The sequence below is a fragment of the Antrihabitans auranticaus genome (genome assembly GCF_016481275.1).
Lineage (GTDB): Bacteria > Actinomycetota > Actinomycetes > Mycobacteriales > Mycobacteriaceae > Antrihabitans.
In genome coordinates, this window is sequence record NZ_JAEMNW010000001.1 from 802,475 (window position 1) to 823,702 (window position 21,228).

The 21,228-nt window shown below is 65.4% G+C and carries 19 protein-coding genes; 13 read left to right on the forward strand and 6 right to left on the reverse strand.

Annotation, left to right across the window (positions count from 1 at the left end; translation table 11 throughout):
- Position 1: 1 nt before the first annotated feature.
- From JGU72_RS03550 to JGU72_RS03565, 4 genes are all read left to right on the forward strand, one after another.
- Complete coding sequence (locus JGU72_RS03550) at positions 2-2,296, forward strand: carbon starvation CstA family protein (protein ID WP_199682339.1); 2,295 nt, start codon at positions 2-4, stop codon at positions 2,294-2,296.
- A gap of 1 nt (position 2,297) precedes the next feature.
- Complete coding sequence (locus tag JGU72_RS03555) at positions 2,298-2,486, forward strand: YbdD/YjiX family protein (protein WP_199682340.1); 189 nt, start codon at positions 2,298-2,300, stop codon at positions 2,484-2,486.
- An 87-nt stretch (positions 2,487-2,573) separates the two neighbouring features.
- Positions 2,574-4,016 (forward strand): AlkA N-terminal domain-containing protein, encoded by a 1,443-nt coding sequence (locus JGU72_RS03560; protein WP_199683182.1) that lies wholly within the window; start codon positions 2,574-2,576, stop codon positions 4,014-4,016.
- Positions 4,013-4,531, forward strand: coding sequence for a methylated-DNA--[protein]-cysteine S-methyltransferase (locus JGU72_RS03565; protein ID WP_199682341.1), 519 nt, complete (start codon positions 4,013-4,015; stop codon positions 4,529-4,531). The genes JGU72_RS03560 and JGU72_RS03565 overlap by 4 nt, the downstream gene beginning before the upstream one ends.
- Here the strand turns inward: JGU72_RS03565 and JGU72_RS03570 are convergent.
- The gene (locus tag JGU72_RS03570) at positions 4,507-5,013 is read right to left on the reverse strand and encodes a hypothetical protein (protein WP_199682342.1); all 507 of its coding nucleotides are present in this window, start codon (positions 5,011-5,013) and stop codon (positions 4,507-4,509) included. The two genes, JGU72_RS03565 and JGU72_RS03570, sit on opposite strands and share 25 nt — an antisense overlap.
- Positions 5,014-5,054: 41 nt before the next feature.
- Between JGU72_RS03570 and JGU72_RS03575 the strand changes: the two genes are divergently transcribed.
- Entirely contained in the window at positions 5,055-6,239 is a 1,185-nt protein-coding gene (locus JGU72_RS03575) for an AI-2E family transporter (protein ID WP_199682343.1), read from the forward strand.
- On the opposite strand, the gene JGU72_RS03580 is transcribed toward JGU72_RS03575, so the two are convergent.
- Together JGU72_RS03580 and JGU72_RS03585 are read right to left on the reverse strand one after the other, a co-directional pair.
- Complete coding sequence (locus JGU72_RS03580) at positions 6,190-9,126, reverse strand: AAA family ATPase (protein ID WP_199682344.1); 2,937 nt, start codon at positions 9,124-9,126, stop codon at positions 6,190-6,192. The two genes, JGU72_RS03575 and JGU72_RS03580, sit on opposite strands and share 50 nt — an antisense overlap.
- On the reverse strand, positions 9,123-10,301 hold the full coding sequence (locus JGU72_RS03585) for an exonuclease SbcCD subunit D (protein WP_199682345.1): 1,179 nt from the start codon (positions 10,299-10,301) through the stop codon (positions 9,123-9,125). The genes JGU72_RS03580 and JGU72_RS03585 overlap by 4 nt, the downstream gene beginning before the upstream one ends.
- A 123-nt stretch (positions 10,302-10,424) precedes the next feature.
- Here JGU72_RS03585 and JGU72_RS03590 point away from each other — a divergent pair, with 123 nt between their 5' ends.
- The gene (locus tag JGU72_RS03590; RefSeq protein ID WP_199682346.1) at positions 10,425-11,588 is read left to right on the forward strand and encodes a DNA recombination protein RmuC; all 1,164 of its coding nucleotides are present in this window, start codon (positions 10,425-10,427) and stop codon (positions 11,586-11,588) included.
- 95 nt (positions 11,589-11,683) lie between these two features.
- Entirely contained in the window at positions 11,684-12,544 is an 861-nt protein-coding gene (locus JGU72_RS03595) for a DUF6542 domain-containing protein (RefSeq protein ID WP_199682347.1), read from the forward strand.
- Here the strand turns inward: JGU72_RS03595 and JGU72_RS03600 are convergent.
- Positions 12,541-13,536, reverse strand: a complete 996-nt coding sequence (locus JGU72_RS03600; protein ID WP_199682348.1) for a 4-hydroxy-3-methylbut-2-enyl diphosphate reductase — start codon at positions 13,534-13,536, stop codon at positions 12,541-12,543. The two genes, JGU72_RS03595 and JGU72_RS03600, sit on opposite strands and share 4 nt — an antisense overlap.
- 99 nt (positions 13,537-13,635) lie before the next feature.
- Here JGU72_RS03600 and JGU72_RS03605 point away from each other — a divergent pair, with 99 nt between their 5' ends.
- The 3 genes from JGU72_RS03605 to JGU72_RS03615 are packed head-to-tail and all read left to right on the forward strand — an operon-like array spanning position 13,636 to position 15,752.
- Positions 13,636-14,220 (forward strand): lipid droplet-associated protein, encoded by a 585-nt coding sequence (locus JGU72_RS03605; protein WP_199682349.1) that lies wholly within the window; start codon positions 13,636-13,638, stop codon positions 14,218-14,220.
- Positions 14,217-15,497: an exodeoxyribonuclease VII large subunit gene (gene xseA, locus JGU72_RS03610; protein ID WP_374101073.1), complete on the forward strand. Its 1,281-nt coding sequence runs from the start codon at positions 14,217-14,219 to the stop codon at positions 15,495-15,497. The genes JGU72_RS03605 and xseA overlap by 4 nt, the downstream gene beginning before the upstream one ends.
- Before the next feature lie 42 nt (positions 15,498-15,539).
- A complete protein-coding gene (locus tag JGU72_RS03615) occupies positions 15,540-15,752 on the forward strand; it encodes an exodeoxyribonuclease VII small subunit (protein WP_199682350.1) in 213 nt (70 codons plus the stop codon).
- Between the two features lie 17 nt (positions 15,753-15,769).
- Here the strand turns inward: JGU72_RS03615 and JGU72_RS03620 are convergent, their stop codons facing one another.
- A complete protein-coding gene (locus tag JGU72_RS03620; RefSeq protein ID WP_307828282.1) occupies positions 15,770-16,336 on the reverse strand; it encodes a DUF4245 domain-containing protein in 567 nt (188 codons plus the stop codon).
- 147 nt (positions 16,337-16,483) lie between these two features.
- Between JGU72_RS03620 and glpX the strand changes: the two genes are divergently transcribed.
- The 3 genes from glpX to JGU72_RS03635 are packed head-to-tail and all read left to right on the forward strand — an operon-like array spanning position 16,484 to position 20,675.
- Positions 16,484-17,524: a class II fructose-bisphosphatase gene (gene glpX, locus JGU72_RS03625; protein ID WP_199682351.1), complete on the forward strand. Its 1,041-nt coding sequence runs from the start codon at positions 16,484-16,486 to the stop codon at positions 17,522-17,524.
- Between the two features lie 57 nt (positions 17,525-17,581).
- A complete protein-coding gene (locus JGU72_RS03630; RefSeq protein ID WP_199682352.1) occupies positions 17,582-19,240 on the forward strand; it encodes a fumarate hydratase in 1,659 nt (552 codons plus the stop codon).
- A 37-nt stretch (positions 19,241-19,277) separates the two neighbouring features.
- Positions 19,278-20,675 carry a class II fumarate hydratase gene (locus tag JGU72_RS03635; protein ID WP_199682353.1) on the forward strand — a complete coding sequence of 466 codons (1,398 nt, stop codon included), beginning with the start codon at positions 19,278-19,280 and terminating at the stop codon, positions 20,673-20,675.
- On the opposite strand, the gene JGU72_RS03640 is transcribed toward JGU72_RS03635, so the two are convergent.
- Positions 20,672-21,190, reverse strand: coding sequence for an ester cyclase (locus tag JGU72_RS03640; protein WP_199682354.1), 519 nt, complete (start codon positions 21,188-21,190; stop codon positions 20,672-20,674). The two genes, JGU72_RS03635 and JGU72_RS03640, sit on opposite strands and share 4 nt — an antisense overlap.
- Between the last annotated feature and the right edge of the window lie 38 nt (positions 21,191-21,228).

The following is a 21,228-nucleotide window of genomic DNA, read 5'->3' on the forward strand; positions in this document are numbered from 1 at the left end:
GATGGCCGTCACGACCGAGCCGCGACCGGAGAACGACGCGAACATCGAATATCTGCGTACCGATCCGGACCTGCCACCGGTCGGCATCATCGACCGGACGCCGATCACGCCCACCAAGAAGGCGGTGTTCGCCGTCATCGCCTTGGCGGGCGCGGTCGCCTGGGCGATGATCGCGATCGTCCGCGGCGAGAACATCAACGCGGTGTGGTTCGTCATCGCTGCCGGTTGTACGTACATAATCGCGTTCCGGTTCTACGCGCGATTCATCGAATACAAGATCGTGCAGCCGCGCGACGACCGGGCGACACCGGCAGAGATCCTGGAAAACGGCAAGGACTACATGCCGATGGATCGCCGGGTGCTCTACGGTCACCACTTCGCCGCGATCGCGGGAGCCGGCCCTCTCGTCGGGCCGGTGCTCGCGTCGCAGATGGGCTACCTGCCCGGAACGATGTGGATCATCATCGGCGTCGTGTTCGCGGGAGCGGTCCAGGACTACCTGGTGCTGTGGGCATCGACGAAGCGGCGTGGCCGCAGCCTCGGGCAGATGGCACGTGAAGAACTCGGCGTCGTCGGCGGTGTGGCCGCCATCGTCGGTGTGCTGGTCATCATGGTCATTCTTCTCGCGGTTCTCGCGCTGGTCGTCGTCAACGCACTGGCCGAGAGCCCGTGGGGCGTCTTCTCCATCTCGATGACGATCCCGATCGCACTGTTCATGGGCGTCTACCTGCGCTACCTGCGGCCGGGCAAGGTCTCCGAAATTTCGTTCATCGGCTTCGGACTGTTGCTGCTTGCCATCATCTCGGGCGGCTGGGTTGCCGAAACCGGTTGGGGCGAGGACTGGTTCACGCTGTCGAAGGTGACGATCGCGTGGCTGCTCGTCGGCTACGGATTCGCTGCCTCGATCCTTCCGGTGTGGCTGCTGCTCGCGCCTCGCGATTACCTGTCGACGTTCATGAAGATCGGCACGATCGGCCTTCTCGCAGTCGGCATCCTGATCACGATGCCGGTCATTCAGGCCCCGGCGGTCTCGAAGTTCGCTACCGCGGGCAACGGACCGGCGTTCGCAGGCTCGCTGTTCCCGTTCCTGTTCATCACGATCGCATGCGGCGCACTGTCCGGCTTCCACGCGCTGATCGCCTCGGGCACGACCCCGAAGCTGCTCGAGAAGGAGTCGCACGCCCGGATGATCGGGTACGGCGGCATGTTGATGGAGTCCTTCGTTGCGGTGATGGCGCTGATCACCGCGTGCATTCTCGACCAGCACCTGTATTTCGCGCTCAACTCACCGTCGGCCGCAACAGGCGGTACGGCCGACAAGGCTGCGACCTACGTCAACGGGCTGGGTCTCGGCGGAACACCGATCACTCCGGACGAGCTGACGCAGTACGCCAAGGACGTCGGCGAGGAGTCCGTGATTTCGCGGACCGGTGGTGCGCCGACACTCGCGATCGGAATCTCCGAGGTGCTGCACGGCTTCCTCGGCGGCGCAAGTCTCAAAGCCTTCTGGTACCACTTCGCGATCATGTTCGAGGCGCTGTTCATCCTCACGACGATCGACGCCGGAACACGAGTCGCACGCTTCATGCTTTCCGACTCGCTCGGCAACTTCGGCGGACCCGTCGCACGGTTCAAAGATCCGTCGTGGCGTGTGGGTGCGTGGATCTGCTCGCTGGTCGTGGTCGCCGGCTGGGGCTCGATCCTGCTGATGGGCGTCACAGATCCGCTCGGCGGCATCAACACCCTCTTCCCGCTGTTCGGTATCGCGAACCAGTTGCTGGCCGCGATCGCGCTGACCGTCATCACGACGATCGTCGTGAAGAAGGGCCTTCTGAAGTGGGCCTGGATCCCCGGCATCCCGCTGGTGTGGGACCTCATCGTCACCATGACGGCGTCGTGGCAGAAGATCTTCTCGGCCGACCCGAAGGTCGGGTACTGGAAGCAGCACAGCATCTGCCAGGCCGCACAGGACGCAGGCAAGACCTGCCTGACGGCCAAGACGCCCGAGGACGTCGCAGCCATCGTTCGCAACACGTTCATCCAGGGCACGCTGTCGATCGTGTTCGCGACGCTGACCCTCGTCGTTGCGCTGGCAGGTGCGTACGTCTGCTACAAGGCAATTCGAGCAGGCGGATCGCAGACGACGGAATCGCCTGAAGAACCGTCGAAGATATTCGCGCCCACGGGCTTCATCCCCACCGCCGCCGAGCGTGAGGTGCAGAAGGAATGGGATGCGCTGATCGAGGCGGGCAAGGTCCGGGCACCCGGAGCCGCGCACGTGAGGGCGGTGCATTGACATGAGTGTCAAGACAGCTGCACGCTCGTTCGCTTGGTGGTTCACGTCGGTGATGGGTGACCGCGACTACTCCCGCTACGTGACGTACATGCAAGCCCGGCACCCTGGCGAGCCGATCGCCTGCGAGCGTGAGTACTGGCGTTCCCGGCACGCCGACGCTGAGCTGAATCCGCGGTCGCGCTGCTGTTAACCGCGCACAGGGTGATGGCCGATTTCCGCTAGCGCCGCGGGGTGCAGCGCTGGCACAGTGAGATTCATGACCACAGCGACCGCACCGATGCACCTCGATTTCGATAGGTGCTACCGCGCGGTGTCGTCCAAGGACTCCCGCTTCGACGGACAGTTCTTCACCGCGGTGCGCACCACCGGAATCTATTGCCGTCCATCGTGTCCCGCAATCACGCCGAAGCCTGGCAACGTCGTCTTCATGCCGACAGCCGCGGCGGCGCAGCACTCCGGATTCCGCGCGTGCCGGCGTTGTCTACCCGACGCCGCACCGGGGTCACCGCAATGGAACATCCGCTCCGATCTGGCCGCGCGCTCCATGCGGCTCATCTCCGACGGCGTCGTCGAACGTGGTGGCGTCGAAGCACTCGGCGCTGCCGTCGGCTACTCGACTCGCCAACTCACCCGGGTGCTGACCGCCGAACTCGGCGCCGGACCACTCGCGCTTGCCCGCGCGCACCGCGCCCACACCGCCCGACTGCTGATTCAAACCACACGAATGCCGATGTCGGACATTGCCTTTGCGGCCGGGTTCGCGAGCATCCGGCAGTTCAACGACACGATCCGCGCAGTGTTCGCGGTGACGCCGACACGGATGCGCGAAGAGTCCGAGCGCAAGCCGGACGTCCCCGTGGTCACCGGAACCGTGTCACTGCGGCTCCCCTACCGCGCGCCGCTCGACGCGACGTGGTTCGAATGGTTTCTGTCGGCGCACGCAGTTCCCGGTGTCGAGAGCTGGGCCGACGGGACCTACACGCGCAGCCTCCGGCTACCGCACGGCCACGCCACAGCTTCGATTCGATTGCTGCCGGGGTTCGCGCGTGCCGAACTGTCGCTGAGCGACATGCGCGACCTCGCACCTGCGGTCGCCCGGCTGCGACACCTGCTCGATCTCGACGCGGACCCAGCCGCCGTCGACGAGGCGCTCGCTGCCGACAGTCGACTTGCCGAAGCCGTCTCGAAGACCGCGGGTATTCGCGTTCCCGGCAACGTCGACGGCGCAGAATTGCTGCTGCGCACGATGATCGGCCAGCAGATCTCCCTGGCCGCAGCGTCGACCCATACCGCACGACTCGTGGATGCGCTCGGCGAACCGATCGACCAGTCGACGGTCACGCGCTTGTTCCCGACCGCGGAGGCGATCGCCGTGCGCGGACGTGAGGTCCTCACCGGACCCGCCCGCCGGATCGATTCGATCGTCGGCGCTGCCGAAGCGCTTGCGTCGGGCAGGCTCGACTTGCATTGCGGGAGAGCCGCGCACGAGGTTCGCGCCGACCTGCTCGCTCTTCCCGGTATCGGACCGTGGACCGCCGATTACGTGACGATGCGGCTACTCGCCGATCCCGACATCTTGTTGTCGAAGGACCTCGTCGTGCGCCAGGGCGCTGCGGTCCTCGGTATCGACCTCGCCGAATCCGACCGCTGGAAGCCCTGGCGGTCCTACCTCTCGATGCACCTATGGCGCGTTGCTCTCAACAGAAGGAAAGCAAGATGACGTACTACGCAACACAAGACACACCGATCGGACCCTTCACCACGATCGCGACGGCAGCGGCAACAGTACTCGCCTCCGGCTGGACGGCGGACCCCGAAGACCTGCGGCACCTGATTCATCCGACACTGCGGCCTGCCGACCTCACTGCCCGGAAGGAACTCGGCGAGTTGACCCGCGTTGTCGACGCCTATCACGAGGGCGATCTGAGTGCGATCGATTCCGTTGTAGTCGAACAACATTCGGGCGAGTTCTTGACCCACGCGTGGAAGGTTCTGCGAGCGGTCCCCGCGGGCGAGCCTGTCACCTACACGGGTCTCGCCGAACTCGCGGGTAGGCCGGCAGCAACTCGCGCAGCGGCCAGCGCGTGCGCACGAAATGCCGCGGCCCTCTTCGTGCCGTGTCATCGGGTCGTCCGAATCGGCGGCGCGCTCGGCGGATTCCGCTGGGGGCTACCGGTGAAGCAGTGGCTGCTCGACCACGAAGCCGCGCGTCAGGCGGGCGGCGGAGTCGGCTGAGTCACCGGACGCGGCTGCTTCATCGGCGGGTCGACTATGCCGATCATCGTGCGAGCCGTGCCGAGAGCTTCCATCGGCGACCCCGTCGCGATCGTCTGCGCCTGGGTCGTCGTCGCGGAATTCGCCAAAGCCGCTGTCCCTGCGGCCTGTTGCAGGAGTCGCTTGTCGATCTGACTCGACATCCACTTCGACCCACCAGTGCCGACGAGCACCGCGCCGCAAATCGTACTCATCGTCAGTGCGTAGTCACCGGAGTCCGACACGGATGCACTCGCGACCGGTCCGTACAGGCCCCATGCCAACCACGCACCGACCGCGCCGGTGACTATCAAGCCCACCCAGCCCGGGCGATAGACCGTGCCGGTAGCGCCCACCGCGCGCGTCGGCAGGAGGTAATCCTTGTCCTCCGACAACAGCGCGGCGACCGCACCCCCGAGGCCTCCCGCGCCCAGAACGATCAACGTCATAACCCAGATAGCCACGTTGCGATCGTAGGGCGATTCGCGCCGTTAGGCTGGTATTCGTGACCGACCGAAGCGGGACGACGGACGAGAGTGCACGCGATCGTGGCCAGGTGATCGGCCACGGGGTCCTCTGGCTTGCCAAGTGGTCGCTGTGCATCGTCGCGATTGCAGCCGGCGCCTGGGTGATCGGCTATCTCACCGCCAAGCTGTGGGTGGTCGTGTTGCCGATCCTGCTGGCGATTGTCATCGCAACCGTGCTGTGGCCACCGACGCGCGCGATGACGAAGCGCGGCCTCAAACCGGGCCTGGCCGCAACGATCAGCTTGCTCACCTTTGTAGGGATCGTCGCGGGCATCATCGCGCTGATCGTCCCCTCCGTCGTCGATCAGTCACCGAAACTCGCCGATCAGGCAACCGAAGGTGTCAACAAGGTTCGGGAATGGCTACACGGGCCGCCACTGAACGTCCGTGACGAGCAACTCGATTCAGCAGTTCAAGCAATCGTCGGCCGCCTGCAGTCCAGCGCGGATCAGATCGCGTCCGGCGTCTTCACCGGTGTCAGCGCCGCGACATCGGCGATCGTGACGTTCGTGCTCGTGCTGTTCCTCGCGTTCTTCTTCGTGAAGGACGGCCCACGCTTTCTGCCCTGGCTCCATACGGTTTCGGGGCCACGATCTGGCAGGCACTTCGAGCAGATCCTCGTTCGCATCTGGACCACGCTGGGCGGATTCATCCGAACGCAAGCACTGGTCAGCATGATCGACGCTGTGCTGATCGGACTCGGTCTGATCATTCTCGGCGTCCCGCTTGCTCTTGTGCTGACCGTGATCACCTTCATCGGTGGCTTCATCCCGATTGTCGGCGCGCTGGTGGCCGGCACGCTCGCGGTCCTCGTTGCCCTGGTCGGCAACGGGCTCACCACGGCAATCATCGTGCTGATCATCATCCTCGTGGTCCAGCAGCTCGAAGGAAATGTGCTGCAACCGATTCTGCAGAGCCGCAGCATGAACCTCCATCCCGTGCTGGTTCTGCTCGCTGTCACGGCCGGTGGTTCGCTCTACGGCATCATCGGCGCATTCCTCGCGGTCCCGGCCGCCGCCGTCATGGCCGTCACCATCCGCTACGTCGGCGAGCAAATCGACGCTGCAACCACGGAGCCGTCGAAAGCCGAGGTAAAAGAAGCGGTCGAGGAAGCTACCCCGCCAACTTCACCTCCAGACGAGAGCCCGTCCGCTCCCGAATAACGTGCAGCCGGTTCGGTATTCGCTGCCGGATGTCTTCGACATGGCTTACGATCCCCACGACCCGGCCACCGGCCCGAAGCTCGTCCAGAACGCCCATCACGGAGTCGAGCGTGTCGTTGTCCAGGCCGCCGAAACCTTCGTCGATGAACATGGTGTCGAGCACGAGCCCACCCGATTCCGCGGCGACGACGTCTGCCAATCCGAGGGCAAGAGCCAATGAAGCAGTGAAGGACTCGCCACCCGAGAGAGTTTTTGCGGGCCTGATCGACCCGGTGTAATCGTCACGGATCTCGAGCCCGAGACCACCACGTCTCCCGCGTGGTCCCGATGCATCGCTGTGCACGAATTCGTAACGACCGCCCGACATCCGGCGCAGTTGGCGCGACGCGGCGACGGCGACTTCTTCGAGCCGGGCCGCCAATACGTAGGAGCGCAAAGACATTCGGCGCGAATTCTGTCCGCGCCCGGCGACGATGTCGGCGATGCGGTCCAGCTCCATGTGCGCCGCCTCGGCGGGGGCCAGGCGATCGGTCGCCGCCCACAGCTGGGCGGTGAGGTCCTCGAGTTGTTCCGCGCGGTCCACGGCTTTGGTGTGTCGCGCGATCGCGGTTGCGAGTTCCCGCGCGGTGCTCGCACGCGCACTTTCCAGGGCTGGGAGGTCGACGGGATCGAGGCCGTCGATTGCGCTGATGTCCGGGTCGGCGAGAACAGCGTTCGCGTGCGCCCAGCGTTCACGAGCGGTTGCCAGCTGTAGCTCGATCTGCGTTTTCCTCGCGCGCGGCCGTACTACGGCAAGTCCGTCCGCCACCGTATCGAAACCCGCATCGAGGGAAAGGCTTTCGAGCTTGGTCCTCCTCGCGGAAACCGCTGTCGTTGCCGCCCTGACCGTTGCCCCGGCATCCCGTAATCGCGCGCCGAGGCCGACCAGTTTCTCGATACGAGCGCGGCGCGACTCCACCGAGCGATCGGCACCGATTGCCGTTCGAATCCGCGCCCGCAATTCGTCGGCACGGGCGGTTGTCGCGGCGATTCGCTCGTCGAGGACCGCCCGGGCATGTGCGTTCGTGCGGGAAGATTCGTCGATCACACGCTGTTGCTCGGTCACCGAACCCAGCTGCGCAACCAGTGTTGCGACGCGGTCGGCGGACGTACTCGCGTCGTCGAGTTCCTTCTGTGCCGCTTCGAGATTCGCCGCCAGGACCGCCGGATCGCCGGCACCGCCACGATGGGTCAGGCCCAGGAGATCGGCTTCGAGTACCTTGACCTGCTGGTCTGCACCGTCTCGCAACGAGGCCGACCGTTTCTCGTCCGCCTGTGCGACAGCTTCGTCGGCTTTGGTGACCGCGGAACCTTCGAACTCTGCAGGCGCTGGATGCTCGACGGCGCCGCAAACCTTGCACGGCTCACCGTCGGCGAGTGCGGTCGCCAGTTCGGCCGCCATGCCGGCGAGCCTGCGTTCGCGCAGGTCGAGCACGCGGTCTCGCGCATCCTGATGTTCGTCCCGACGCTGCGCAAGCACCGCCCGCGCCGTCACCAACTCGCGCGTCCTAGCCTGCAAATCCACCGCGGCGGCATACGAATCCGCGGCGGCATCACGCGCGAGAACGAGTGTGGGTAGCCTCGCGGCACTCCGCTCGGCAACGCGCAGGTCCTCCTCGCAGGTTCGGCGGACGGCGGGTAGGTGCGCGACATCACGGGCGAACATAGCTGCTGCACTTGCCAGTTCGTCGCGTTCGTCCGTCATTTGCCGCAGGGAGAGGTCCAGTGTGGCGACCATGTCTGCCGCTGCGGCGAGGTCGCGCATCCGGCCGAGTTCTTCGTTCGATTCCCGCATGGAGGAATCGATCGCGTCCGGGTCCGCGTGCTCGTAGGGCCAATGTTCACGGAGTGCCTCGAATGCAGAAGTCGCGCGGTTCGCCGTCGCTTCTGCCTCGCTCAGTTCTGCACGGGCGGCAGCAAGCGGCTCGGCGCGCGCGGCGTCCGCCAGTTCACGGGTCAGTTCGGCGCGCGCATCGGCGTCTGCGCTGTAATCGGCGAACTGCTTGGCAGCGATAGCCTTTCGGCGCTGCAGGTCCGCGACCCGGCGCCCCTCGGCGAGGTCGCTCGCCGCCTGATCCGCACGCGTCTGCCGTTCCTCGAGTTCCACCGTCGCGGCTGCCTTCGCCGTTCGCGCGTCGGCGAGCAATTCCTGCGCCCATTCCAGCCGGCCCTCGGTGGGGTCGACCGCTCCCGACGCTGTACACACCTGAGCTGCCAATCGGTCGATCGCGTGCCGGTGCCGCTCGAGTTTGCCGGCGCTGCTTCGGCGCCGATCGGCGAGCCATTGCTCGGCAGTGCCGAAGCGATGGGTGTCGAACAGTCTCTCCAGCAAGGCTTCTCGATCTTCGTTTGCCGCGCACAAGAAGCGCGCGAACTCGCCCTGCGGCAGGAGGACCACCTGAAAGAACTGGTCCGCCGACATGCCGAGCAACCGATTGACCTCGTCGCCGATGTCAGTAAGGCGTGTCAGGTGTTGTCCCCGGCCGTCGAGCCAGGTCAGCGTCGCCCGCGGTTGCTCGGTGCGAACACCAGGTCCGCGCCGCTTGGGCCGTTCGTGCTCGGGACTACGCGACAGCCGCAACCTACGGCCCGCGATTGTCGCCTCCAATACGACCTGCGGCGCAATGTCGGCGGCCGCGTGGTCCGAGTGCAGCCGCTTACACTCCCGGCGGGGACCCGGAACGGTGCCGTACAGCGCGAACGCGATCGCGTCGAGCACCGTCGTCTTTCCGGCACCGGTATCGCCGTGCAGGAGAAACAACCCGTCCGTCGCGAGACCGTCGAAGTCCACGACAGCGGTCTGGGCGAACGGCCCGAACGCGGTCAGCTCCAACCGATGCAGCCTCATGCGGGCAACTCCCAAAGTTCTTCCGGCACCGCTGCGTCGCCCTGTTCGTCGCGCGACGCTGCGGCCAGAGCCTTTTCCACCCAGGCAACTTCGCGGTCGGTCGGCTCGGCCGCGACGTCGGCAAGGAACCGCCGGGCAATGTCGGAATCCGTGCGGCCGTGCACCCGCTCGCGATACCGAAGCTCCGGATTACCGCCCGGCCGTTGCCATTCCACGTGAATCGCGTGCGGAAAGCGCGTCTGGATCCGGCGCATCGCATCGACAGGGCGCCCGGCGTCGGTCAGGATTGCCGATACGTAATGCTGCTCGGCAGCGCAATAGCGTGGCTCGGTCAGCAATTCGTCGACCGTCCCGGTGAGTTGGCTCAGCCCGCGGACGACAGGCAGATCCCGGCGCTCGACACGCTCGAGCCCGTTCGCTCCGATATCGACCAGCCACACTGCCTTTCGGTGCGAACTCTCCCCGAACGAATACGGCAGTGGCGAGCCCGAATATCGCACCCCTTCGGCCAGCGTCTGCGGCGAATGCAGATGCCCGAGCGCCACGTAGTCGACGCCGCCGAATGCACTCAGCGAGACCGTCTCGACTCCGCCTACCGCGATCGAACGTTCCGAACCGGTCGCGGTTCCACCCACGACGAACGCGTGCGCCAGCACCACACTTCGCGTATCGGCGCGCGCCGACCGGTCCGCATCGATGCGTGCCATCGCGGCGTGCAGGACATCGGAGTGCGAACGTGCCTGCGGAACACCGAGTTCGGCTCGCGTGGTCTCGGGTTCGAGGTAGGGAATCCCGTAGAAAGCGACGGAACCGTGCTCGTCCGGCAGTACTACCGGGCGGTCGACCGCCGCGACGCTCGTGAACAGGTGCAACCCACCGGCGGCCGCGAAACTGGCTGCGGCGCCCAGGCGAGCGGGTGAGTCGTGGTTCCCCGACGTTGCCACGATGACCGCGCCCGCAGCCCGGATCGCCTCGAAGCCCCTGTTGCACACGACGATGGCGTCGGCACTCGGAATGGAACGGTCGTACACATCCCCCGGTACGACGACGACGTCGACAGCGCACTCGGCCACGAGGTCCGCGATCGCGCCGAGCGCACGCGCCTGATCGGCGAGTAGGTCGACACCGTGAAAGGTGCGGCCTATGTGCCAATCCGACGTGTGCAACAACCTCATGCCGTGACCGTATGGGACGGCACCGACAGAGTCATCGATCGAAGCTGGCGCGTCGTCGATCGATTGGTGCCGGTCGATTGTTGCTGTCGATTGTTGTCGGTCCCTTCGTGCACTATCTGCGCCATGACCGCATTCACGTTCCTCGGGATCACGGCAGCGTTTGCGATCGGCGCTGCGCTGGGCTGGTTGCTGCACGCCGCTCGCTCGTCGGACCGGGCGGCGCGTGCCGAGGCGAGCTTGGCGGCCATGCGCGCCAACGAACAGTTGCTGCGCCAGTCGCTCACTGCTGTCAGCGAGGATTCGGCACGGCGGCACTCGGGTGCGATCGGCGACCAGGTGACGGCGATCGTCGGACCACTCCGCGAAGCGGTCGGTGCACTGAACGAACACGTTGCACATATCGAGAGCACACGGGCACAGGCCTACGCCGGGCTGCGGGAACAGGTGGCGGGAATGCACCGCGCGTCGCAGTTGCTGACGACGCAGACGGGCCAGCTGGTGACGGCGCTGCGCGCTCCCCAGATTCGCGGGCGGTGGGGCGAGATCCAGCTCGAGCGAGTCGTCGAGCTTGCGGGAATGGTTCGGCACTGCGATTTCGATACCCAGGTCACGCGTGCGGGAGCTCGGCCTGACCTGCTGGTGCGCCTGGCGGGCGGCAAACAGATCGTCGTCGACGCCAAGGTTCCGTTTGCCGCCTACCTCGATGCCGCGCAGGAAGAAGACCCGCGGCAACGCGATGCCTACCTCACGAGGCACGCACGCCAGTTGCGGACCCACATCGATCAGCTCGCGGACAAGGCCTACTGGGAACTGTTCGACCCCACTCCGGAGTTCGTCGTTCTGTTTCTCCCGGGCGATCCTTTTCTCGACGCCGCGCTCACCACGGACTCCGATCTGCTCGAGTATGCGTTTTCTCGCAATGTGATCCTTGCAACGCCGACGACCCTTGTTGCGCTGCTGCGGACGATTGCGCACACCTGGCGGCAGGAGGCGCTGTCACGCGATGCAGCAACCATCCAGCAGCTCGGCCGGGAACTGTACGGACGCATCGGCGTGGCAGGCGCGCACCTCGATCGTCTTGGCCGCCAACTCGGTAAGGCGGTCGAGTCGTTCAATCAGACCGTCGCATCGATGGAGACTCGCGTGCTGGTGACGGCCCGCAAACTCAACGATCTCGAGCACTACGAGGGCGAAGTGCCCGAGGTTGCGCAGGTCGACACCTGGCCACGAGCTGTCGGCATGTCCAACATCTCGGCAGTATCCGGACATGCCAACGATGGATTTTGACATCGAGCAGTTAATGTCGTTGTGTGCCTGCTACTCCACGCGCTCGATCCTCTGTGCCCCTTGCACTGCGATCGGCGATCCCGACGGTCCCCGGCGTGTCCGCCGCGGCGGCCGTTTTGATCGGAGTGGGCGGAACGTTCCTCGGTTTCCTGATCGACTCGGCACGTGGCGACGAACTGACTCGCGCGTTTTCGGCGTTCTACCTGCTCAGCTGTCTCGCAGCTGTGGTCTTCGTTCGCCACAAAGGCCTCTTCACGGCAGTTGTACAGCCCCCGCTGATCCTGTTCATCGCCGTGCCCGCTGCGTACTACTCGTTGAAGGACGGTGGTACGACGCTCAAGGACATCGTCCTGAATGCCGCGTTGCCACTCGTCGACCGGTTCCCGTTGATGGCAACCACCGCGGTGCTGGTTCTCCTGATCGGAATGGTCCGGGTGTATCTGGCCCACCAAACCCGCCACGCGCCGAGAGCTCCCCGTGCCCGCAGCCGCACGGCCAAGCCGCGCACCCAGGCACAGCGCACCCCGACGGCCAGGCGCTCACGTCACGGCGAATCCAGTTCCGATACAGGCACACAGCGCCGCGTCCGCGATATGCCCGGTCGCGACATGCCCCGTCGAGATATTCCGAGTCGAGATATTCCCCGTCGTGATATGCCGAGTCGCGACGTACCCCGTCGTGACATGCCGAGTCGCGACGTACCCCGCCGCGACATGCCGCCGCGCGACATTCCGCCGACCACGCTTCCCCCGACCGGCATGCCGCGCTCGTCCAGGAGTCGCACACCGCGCACCAACGGGACGCCGTCGTCACGGCTGATTCCGCCGTACACCGTCGACGACGAGTACACGCCGACACCGAGCACCCGTCGCGTCGCTTCCGAGCGTCGATACCGATCGGACCTGCCGTCCCAGCCGATACCGCAGGTTCGGTACCGGACCCGCGACGAGCGCTAGCGCTTCGCGCGCAATTCGCGTGGTAGCGAGAACACGAGGGTCTCGTTCGCGGTGGTAACCGGTTGCACGTCACCGAAACCGTGTTCGGCGAGTAGCTCGATTACACCCCTGACCAGCACCTCGGGCACCGAGGCGCCGGATGTGAGGCCCACGGTCTCCACGCCCTCGAGCCACTCGGGCTGCACTTCACGGGCATAGTCGACCAGGTACGACGCTCTGGCGCCGGCACCGAGGGCGACCTCGACGAGGCGAACCGAGTTGGACGAGTTCTTCGAGCCGACCACGATCACCAGATCGCATTCGGGAGCCATCGCCTTGACCGCGACCTGGCGGTTCTGTGTCGCGTAGCAAATGTCGTCGCTGGGCGGGTCCTGCAGCGTCGGAAACTTCTCGCGCAGCCGCTTCACGGTCTCCATCGTCTCGTCGACGCTCAGCGTCGTCTGCGACAGCCAGATCACCTTCGACTGATCACGGACCGTCACCGTGTCCACAGCGTCCGGACCGTCGACAAGCTGGACATGATCGGGTGCTTCGCCGGCCGTTCCCTCGACCTCTTCGTGGCCTTCGTGACCGATCAGCAGGATGTCGTAGTCGTCGCGAGCGAACCGCTTGGCTTCCTGGTGCACTTTCGTCACCAGTGGGCAGGTCGCGTCGATGGTGCGCAATTCGCGTTCGGCGGCGGAGGCATGGACCGCCGGCGAGACACCGTGCGCGGAGAAGACGAGCAGCGCGCCGGCCGGCACCTCGTCGGTCTCGTTGACAAAAACCGCGCCGCGTTCCTTGAGGGTCTCCACCACATGCACGTTGTGCACGATCTCTTTGCGCACGTAGACAGGTGCGCCGTGCTTTTCGAGGGCTTTCTCGACCGTCTCGACAGCACGGTCGACGCCTGCGCAGTAACCACGTGGCTCAGCGAGGAGAACCCGCTTGCCACTGGCACCGCCAGCAGGCGATCGCGTTATCCCGAGATTGAGTGGTACACCGGAAGACATGGCTTCAAGGATACGGGCAGCACGCGCCCGGACCGTTCCCGCGACAGGTATCACGCCCCCCAACTACCGGATTATCGACTCGTCAGGCACGCTATGCGTATGATTCGTCCTCCTTACCTGGCCCGCGTTGCCGTCGGGGCCGCGGTCTACGTCCTCGAGGAAACTCGAAAACTCCCGTCGACCGCAGTCACGCTGCCCATGACGGCCTTCAGTCAGATGCTTCAGAACGCGATGCATTTCCAGCAGTTCCTGACCAGTCTTGCCATCAAGGGCGACCGAGTTCTCGGATCGCTCTACGGCGACGTCGAGGAGCAGCCGGAGTGGGCAACGTTCGACGAGGACTCGCTCGAGACCGCCGCCCTCGATACAACCGACCGCCCGACCTCCGCCGGTCGCTTCGCGCTGTACTCGATGCCGCAGGCCGAGACGGCGCCGATCAAGCCGGCTGTGGCCGCCACCCCGGCGAAGCCGCGGCGCAACGGTGCCCCCAAGAAGGTCGCCGAGCCCGAAATTGCGGCATACCTCGACTACGGATCGCTGACACTGGCTCAGCTGCGTGCACGGCTGCGTTCGTTGTCGGTCGAGGAGTTGTCGACGCTGCTCGAGTACGAGGAGAAGACGCTGTCGCGAGCTCCCTTCCAGACAATGCTCGCCAATCGGATTGCTTCCGCGAAGGCAAAGTGACCGGAGCAGCCGAAGGCAAGCTGGAAGGCGTCAAACCGCGGTCATCGAATTCCGCGGAACATCCGTGGCCGGTCCGATCCGTTGCGACGAAGGTCGCGGGCTGGATCGACCGGCTCGGCAGCATTTGGGTCGAGGGGCAGATCACCCAGATCAACATGCGACCCGGGACGCGTACCGCATTCCTCGTGCTGCGCGATCCGGCGGCCGACATGTCGCTGTCGGTGACGTGTTCACCTGACGTGCTGCACGCCGCGCCGGTAGCGCTCACCGAAGGTAGCCGAGTCATCGTCTTCGGCAAGCTCACCTTCTTCGCCGGTCGCGGCACAATCTCGTTGCGAGTCACCGAGATTCGCGCGGTCGGGATCGGCGAGCTGCTGGCCCGCATCGAGCGCCTGCGTGCTCTGCTCGCCGCCGAGGGCCTGTTCGATCCGCGCCTGAAGCGACCGATTCCCTTTCTGCCCAAGACAATCGGGCTCGTCACGGGGCGTGCTAGCGCTGCCGAGCGTGACGTTCTCTCGGTTTCGCAAAGCCGTTGGCCCGCAGTGCAGTTCGAGGTCCGCAACGTGGCGGTGCAAGGACCGACCGCGGTTCCGCAGCTGCTGTCGGCGATCGCTGACCTCGACTCCGATCCCCACATCGACGTGATCATCCTGGCCCGCGGCGGCGGCAGCGTCGAAGATCTACTCCCCTTCTCGGACGAGACACTGTGCCGGGCGATCGTCAAAGCGACCACTCCGATCGTCAGCGCGATCGGGCACGAACCGGACAGCCCGCTCTGCGACCATGTTGCCGACCTCCGCGCCGCGACGCCGACCGATGCGGCCAAGCGCGTGGTCCCCGATGCCGTCGCGGAAGGAAATCTCGTCTCCGAGCTTCGCGAACGATCGGCAGCGGCGCTGCGCGGCTGGGTCCAGCGGGAGACGCGCGCACTCGAACAGATCCGCAGCCGCCCTGTTCTCGCGGACCCCCTTCGGGCCGTCGAGGAGCGCCACGTCGATGTCGAGCGACTGCGCAAAACCACCAATCGCGCGATCGATCAGACGGTCAGCGCAGAGTCCACAAAGAGTCAGCATCTTCGCGAACGACTCACCGCACTCGGCCCGGCCGCGACACTCGCCCGAGGATATGCCGTCGTCCAGCGCGTTTCCGCGGGCAGCGACAACCACGTGCTACGTTCTGTTGCCGATGCTCCGCCAGGTGCGCAGCTTCGAATTCGAGTCGCTGACGGAGCGGTCAGCGCAGCCTCCCTCGGCGCGGCCCTGCCCGCCTCGCGATAGTTCACGAAAGCGGTTTGTACATTGCCCGAGAATGACGACACCATGACCGATGTTTCGGAGTTGGGGTACGAGGCTGCTCGCGAAGAGCTGGTCGACGTTGTCAGGATCCTGGAACAGGGCGGCCTCGACCTCGACGCCTCCCTGGCGTTGTGGGAGCGTGGCGAAGCTCTCGCGAACCGCTGCGAAGAGCACCTCGCCGGCGCTCGCAGCCGAATCGAAGCCGCGCTCGCGGCTGCCGAGGCGCACACCCGCTGAGTGCGGGTGCGCCCGGTTCACGTCGTCGGCAACGGTTGCGCGACCAGTACGGCGTGCGCGAGGTCCGCGAACTCATCCTGCGGTCCCTTGCCGGTGATCATGATCCGCACCTTGCCGAGATCTGTCACCCACACGGTCTCGCCCTCTTCGCGGGCGTAGACGACCCACGTTCGCCCGTCGACTTGTTCGTCGGTCAGCTCGACGTCGTCACCGGGCTTGACGGAGACGAGTTGCTCCTCGGTCGCGTCCGACTGTGCGAGCTCGATGAACCGTGCGGACGGCGTGACGTACCCGACTTTGTTCACCATCGCAGAGCCGGCGCCGGGCACAGCCTCGACGATGCCCGAGTTCGGCCGCCAGTCCTCGGGCAGCTGCGGAAGCCGGATCGGAAAGCCGAGCCGTTTTGCGTCGCGCGGCAATTCCTTCGACGGATCGAAGGCCGGCGGATTGCCCGGTTTCGGCGCACCGGGACTGAAGCTGCACTGGCCCGCGATACCAGCGATCAGCAGACACAACACCACGAGTGGAATCAGCGACCACAGCATGTCGCGGGAGTTCTGCAGGATCCGGGGTTTGTCAGACACACGTCAAGTATCCCAGTGCCGCGGTCGGCACCCCGAACCGGCGGCGTGCACCAGGCCAGACGCCGACGACCGAACCGACTCTGAGAGAATTGCCGGAGAAAACGAGCTCGCGCCAACGCGACGACAGGAACCCAGGAGGCATCGCAAATGACGCCAGGTAGTGCAACCAGTCGACGCGAGAAGCCGGACCGCAACCTCGCCCTCGAATTGGTGCGAGTGACCGAGGCCGGCGCGATGGCGGCAGGACGCTGGGTCGGGCGCGGCGACAAAGAAGGCGGCGACGGCGCAGCTGTCGACGCGATGCGCCAGCTCGTCAGCACCGTGTCGATGCGGGGCGTCGTCGTGATCGGCGAAGGCGAAAAGGACGAAGCGCCGATGCTCTACAACGGCGAGCTCGTCGGCAACGGCGATGGTCCAGACTGCGACTTCGCCGTCGACCCCGTCGATGGCACCACCCTGATGTCGAAGGGCATGCCGAACGCGATCTCGGTTCTCGCCGTGTCCGAGCGCGGCTCGATGTTCGACCCGTCCGCGGTGTTCTACATGGAGAAGATCGCCGTCGGGCCCGATGCCGCGGATGCGATCGACATCTCCGCACCCGTCGCGGAGAACATCCGCCGGGTCGCCAAGGCGAAGAAGTCGACGGTCTCCGACATCACGGTGTGCATCCTCGATCGCCCCCGCCACTCGCAGCTCATCCAGGACGTCCGCGACACCGGAGCACGGATTCGGTTGATCTCCGACGGCGACGTCGCAGGTGCGATCGCGGCAGCCCGTCCGGAGTCCGGCACCGACATCCTCGTCGGCATCGGCGGCACGCCCGAGGGCATCATCGCCGCGGCGGCGATGCGCTGTATGGGCGGTGTGCTGCAGGGCAAGCTCGCACCCAAGGACGACGAGGAGCGCCAGAAGGCGATCGACGCCGGCCACGATCTGGACCGCATCCTCACCACCGAAGACCTCGTCTCCGGCGAGAACGTCTTCTTCTGCGCCACCGGTGTCACGGACGGCGATCTGCTGCGCGGTGTCCGCTACAGCGGCGGCGGCGCGACGACCCAGTCGATCGTGATGCGGTCGAAGTCGGGGACGGTCCGGATGATCGACGCCTACCACCGCCTCACCAAGCTGCGCGAATATTCGGCCGTGGATTTCCATGGCGACGACGATTCCTTCCCGCCGATGCCCTGATTCGAAGTTGATTCACCAGCCCTGAATCAACCTTCTTTCCCACCTTTAGGACGCACGATGCCCGAATTCGCCTTCACCGACCTCCTGCCCACCGGTCCGGACGAAACTCCGTACCGATTGGTGACCGCGGAGGGTGTCAGCACCGTCGAGGCCGCAGGCCGGACCTTCCTGAAGGTCGAACCGGAGGCTCTGCGCACTCTGGCGGCCGAGGCGATCCACGACATCTCGCACTATTTGCGCCCGGCGCACCTGGAGCAGTTGAAGCGGATCCTGGACGACCCGGAGGCGTCGGCGAACGACAAGTTCGTCGCGTTGGACCTCCTGAAGAACGCGAACATCGCAGCCGCGGGCGTGCTGCCGATGTGCCAGGACACCGGCACCGCGATCGTGATGGGCAAGCGCGGGCAGAACGTCCTCACCGAAGGCGGAGACGACGAGGCGCTGTCGCAGGGCGTCTTCGACGCTTACACCAAGCTGAACCTGCGCTATTCGCAGCTTGCCCCGATCACGATGTGGGAAGAGAAGAACACCGGCTCGAACCTGCCGGCGCAGATCGAGCTGTACGCGACGGACGGCGACGCCTACAAGTTTCTCTTCATGGCGAAGGGCGGCGGCTCGGCGAACAAGTCGTTCCTCTTCCAGAAGACGAAAGCGGTCCTCAACGAGAAAGCGATGCTGCGCTTCCTCGAGACGGAGATCCGTGGACTCGGTACGTCGGCCTGCCCGCCGTATCACCTCGCGATCGTCGTCGGCGGCACCAGCGCCGAGTTCGCTCTGAAGACGGCCAAGTACGCATCGGCGCACTACCTCGACGAGATGCCGACCGAAGGTTCGCCGACCGGGCACGGGTTCCGCGACCTCGAGTTGGAGACGAAAGTCTTCGAGTTGACGCAGAAGATCGGCATCGGCGCACAGTTCGGCGGAAAGTACTTCTGCCACGACGTCCGCGTCATCCGGCTGCCCCGCCACGGCGCATCCTGCCCGGTGGCGATTGCGGTGTCGTGTTCTGCGGATCGGCAGGCGCGCGCGAAGATCACCGCCGAGGGTGTCTTCCTCGAGCAACTCGAGAAGGATCCCGCGCGGTTCCTGCCCGAGACGACCGACGAGCACCTCGACGACAATGTCGTGCGGATCGACCTCAACCGCCCGATGGCCGAGATCCGCGGCGAGCTGACCAAATATCCCGTCAAGACGCGACTTTCGCTGACAGGCACGCTCGTCGTCGCGCGCGACATCGCACACGCGAAGATCAAGGACCTGCTCGATTCCGGGCAGGCGATGCCCGAGTACCTGCGCAATCACCCCGTCTACTACGCAGGTCCGGCGAAGACGCCCGAGGGTTACGCATCCGGTTCCTTCGGACCGACGACTGCGGGCCGCATGGATTCCTATGTCGACCAGTTCCAGGAGGCCGGTGGCTCGTTGATCATGCTGGCGAAGGGAAACCGATCGCAGCAGGTCACCGACGCGTGCGCGAAGTACGGCGGCTTCTACCTCGGCTCGATCGGCGGTCCCGCGGCGCGCTTGGCGCTGGACTGCATCCGGAAGGTCGAGGTTCTCGAATACCCCGAACTGGGTATGGAAGCCGTGTGGCGCATCGAGGTAGAGGACTTCCCGGCATTCATCGTCGTGGACGACAAGGGCAACGATTTCTTCGCGAACCCGAAGGAAGAGTCGGTCGTATTCCGCGGGATCCCGGTTCGGTCAGGCGGGTAACCCCCAATTCCGGCCGCCGGTTCACTACATTTCTTGTATGACCGATGACCAGCAGTACCGCATCGAACATGACACCATGGGCGAGGTCCGCGTGCCCATCGACGCGCTCTGGCGGGCGCAAACACAAAGAGCCGTAGAGAATTTCCCGATCAGCTTCCGGCCGCTCGAGCGCACACAGATTCGCGCGATGGGCCTGTTGAAAGCCGCGTGTGCCAAGGTCAACAGGGATCTGGGCCTACTCGACCCGCAGAAGGCCGATGCAATCGTCGCTGCGGCGACCGAGATTGCCGACGGCAAACACGACGACCAGTTCCCTATCGATGTGTTCCAGACCGGCTCCGGTACGAGTTCGAACATGAACACCAACGAGGTCATTGCCTCGATCGCGAAGGCGAACGGTGTCGATGTTCATCCCAACGACGACGTCAACATGTCGCAATCGTCGAACGACACCTTTCCGACCGCGACGCACCTCGCCGCGACCGAAGCCGCCGTCACGGACTTGATTCCCGCGCTGCAGCATTTGCACGACGCGCTCGCGACGAAGTCCGCCGAGTGGAGGACGGTCGTGAAGTCCGGACGTACGCACCTCATGGACGCTGTTCCGGTCACTCTCGGGCAGGAATTCGGCGGTTACGCACGGCAGATCGAGGCAGGGATCGAGCGCGTGCAGGCCACTCTCCCCCGGCTCGGTGAACTGCCGATCGGCGGCACAGCGGTCGGTACCGGACTGAACGCTCCGGACGGGTTCGGCGCCAAAGTCGTTGCGGAGCTGGTTGTCTCGACAGGCATCGATGCTCTCACGCCGGCGAAGAACAGCTTCGAAGCGCAGGCTGCCCGCGACGGTCTCGTCGAGGCGTCGGGTGCGCTGCGGACAATTGCGGTGTCGCTGACCAAGATTGCGAACGATATTCGCTGGATGGGCTCGGGCCCGCTGACCGGTCTCGGGGAGCTCCGGCTGCCCGACCTGCAGCCGGGCAGCTCGATCATGCCCGGCAAGGTGAATCCCGTTCTGCCCGAGGCAGTTACGCAGGTTGCCGCACAGGTCGTCGGCAACGACGCCGCAGTTGCATGGGGTGGAGCCGCGGGCGCTTTCGAGCTGAATGTGTACATCCCGATGATGGCGCGCAACCTCTTGGAGTCGTTCAAGCTGCTGGCAAACGTGTCCCGGCTCTTCGCCGACCGCTGCATCACCGGCCTCGTCGCCAACGCCGACCGCTTGAAGGAACTCGCCGAGTCGTCACCATCGATCGTGACCCCACTGAACTCCGCGATCGGCTACGAAGAGGCCGCGGCCGTCGCCAAGCAGGCGCTGAAGGAGAAGAAGACGATCCGCCAGACCGTCATCGATCGCGGTCTGATCGGCGACAAACTGTCGGAAGAAGAGCTCGACAAGCGCCTCGACGTCCTCGCGATGGCGAAGGTGAAGGACTAGCCGGCCTTGCGTGCCTTGCGCGCTGCGGCAGCGCAGCGCAGCAGGTACAGGGGCGTCGGGGGCACCCAGCCGAGTTGCATGGCCATGCCCATGTCGTCGCGATTGGCCCAATGCTCGATGACCTGACCGTCTTTCACCCGCAGCCAATGGGTCTGCGTGACCGCGAAGGTTTTGCCCGTCGGCGCGAATGCTCGTTCGACGGCACCTTCCTCGGTGTAGACGACGAACGGGCCGACGTGCCGACCGCTCATCGTCGCGTGGATCGCGACAAGATCGCCGTCTGCTGCGACGTCGTGAATTTCATGGTGCAGGTCGGCGTATGCCGTGCGCAGCCACAGCGCCGTTGCGTAGTACGCGTCCGGACCGGTGCCCCGCGCAGCGGGAGGTTCGACTTTGCCTTCCCGGTTGACTGCGTCCGGGTGCACGACCGCTTCGAACTCGGCGCGCGTGCCTGCGCCCATCATCTCGATGCAGCGCACTGCCAGCGACTTCACATCAGCCACAGAGATGGTCATTTCACCCTCCAGGTTTTTCGATACAGTACGACTGTATT

Bases quoted from the DNA above. Each gene is read 5' to 3' on its own strand.
- JGU72_RS03550 (WP_199682339.1), top strand. From the start codon at position 2: ATGGCCGTCACGACCGAGCCGCGACCGGAGAACGACGCGAACATCGAA.
- JGU72_RS03555 (WP_199682340.1), top strand. From the start codon at position 2,298: ATGAGTGTCAAGACAGCTGCACGCTCGTTCGCTTGGTGGTTCACGTCG.
- JGU72_RS03560 (WP_199683182.1), top strand. From the start codon at position 2,574: ATGCACCTCGATTTCGATAGGTGCTACCGCGCGGTGTCGTCCAAGGAC.
- JGU72_RS03565 (WP_199682341.1), top strand. From the start codon at position 4,013: ATGACGTACTACGCAACACAAGACACACCGATCGGACCCTTCACCACG.
- JGU72_RS03580 (WP_199682344.1), bottom strand. From the start codon at position 9,126: ATGAGGCTGCATCGGTTGGAGCTGACCGCGTTCGGGCCGTTCGCCCAG.
- JGU72_RS03585 (WP_199682345.1), bottom strand. From the start codon at position 10,301: ATGAGGTTGTTGCACACGTCGGATTGGCACATAGGCCGCACCTTTCAC.
- JGU72_RS03590 (WP_199682346.1), top strand. From the start codon at position 10,425: ATGACCGCATTCACGTTCCTCGGGATCACGGCAGCGTTTGCGATCGGC.
- JGU72_RS03600 (WP_199682348.1), bottom strand. From the start codon at position 13,536: ATGTCTTCCGGTGTACCACTCAATCTCGGGATAACGCGATCGCCTGCT.
- JGU72_RS03605 (WP_199682349.1), top strand. From the start codon at position 13,636: ATGATTCGTCCTCCTTACCTGGCCCGCGTTGCCGTCGGGGCCGCGGTC.
- JGU72_RS03615 (WP_199682350.1), top strand. From the start codon at position 15,540: ATGACCGATGTTTCGGAGTTGGGGTACGAGGCTGCTCGCGAAGAGCTG.
- glpX (WP_199682351.1), top strand. From the start codon at position 16,484: ATGACGCCAGGTAGTGCAACCAGTCGACGCGAGAAGCCGGACCGCAAC.
- JGU72_RS03630 (WP_199682352.1), top strand. From the start codon at position 17,582: ATGCCCGAATTCGCCTTCACCGACCTCCTGCCCACCGGTCCGGACGAA.
- JGU72_RS03635 (WP_199682353.1), top strand. From the start codon at position 19,278: ATGACCGATGACCAGCAGTACCGCATCGAACATGACACCATGGGCGAG.
- JGU72_RS03640 (WP_199682354.1), bottom strand. From the start codon at position 21,190: ATGACCATCTCTGTGGCTGATGTGAAGTCGCTGGCAGTGCGCTGCATC.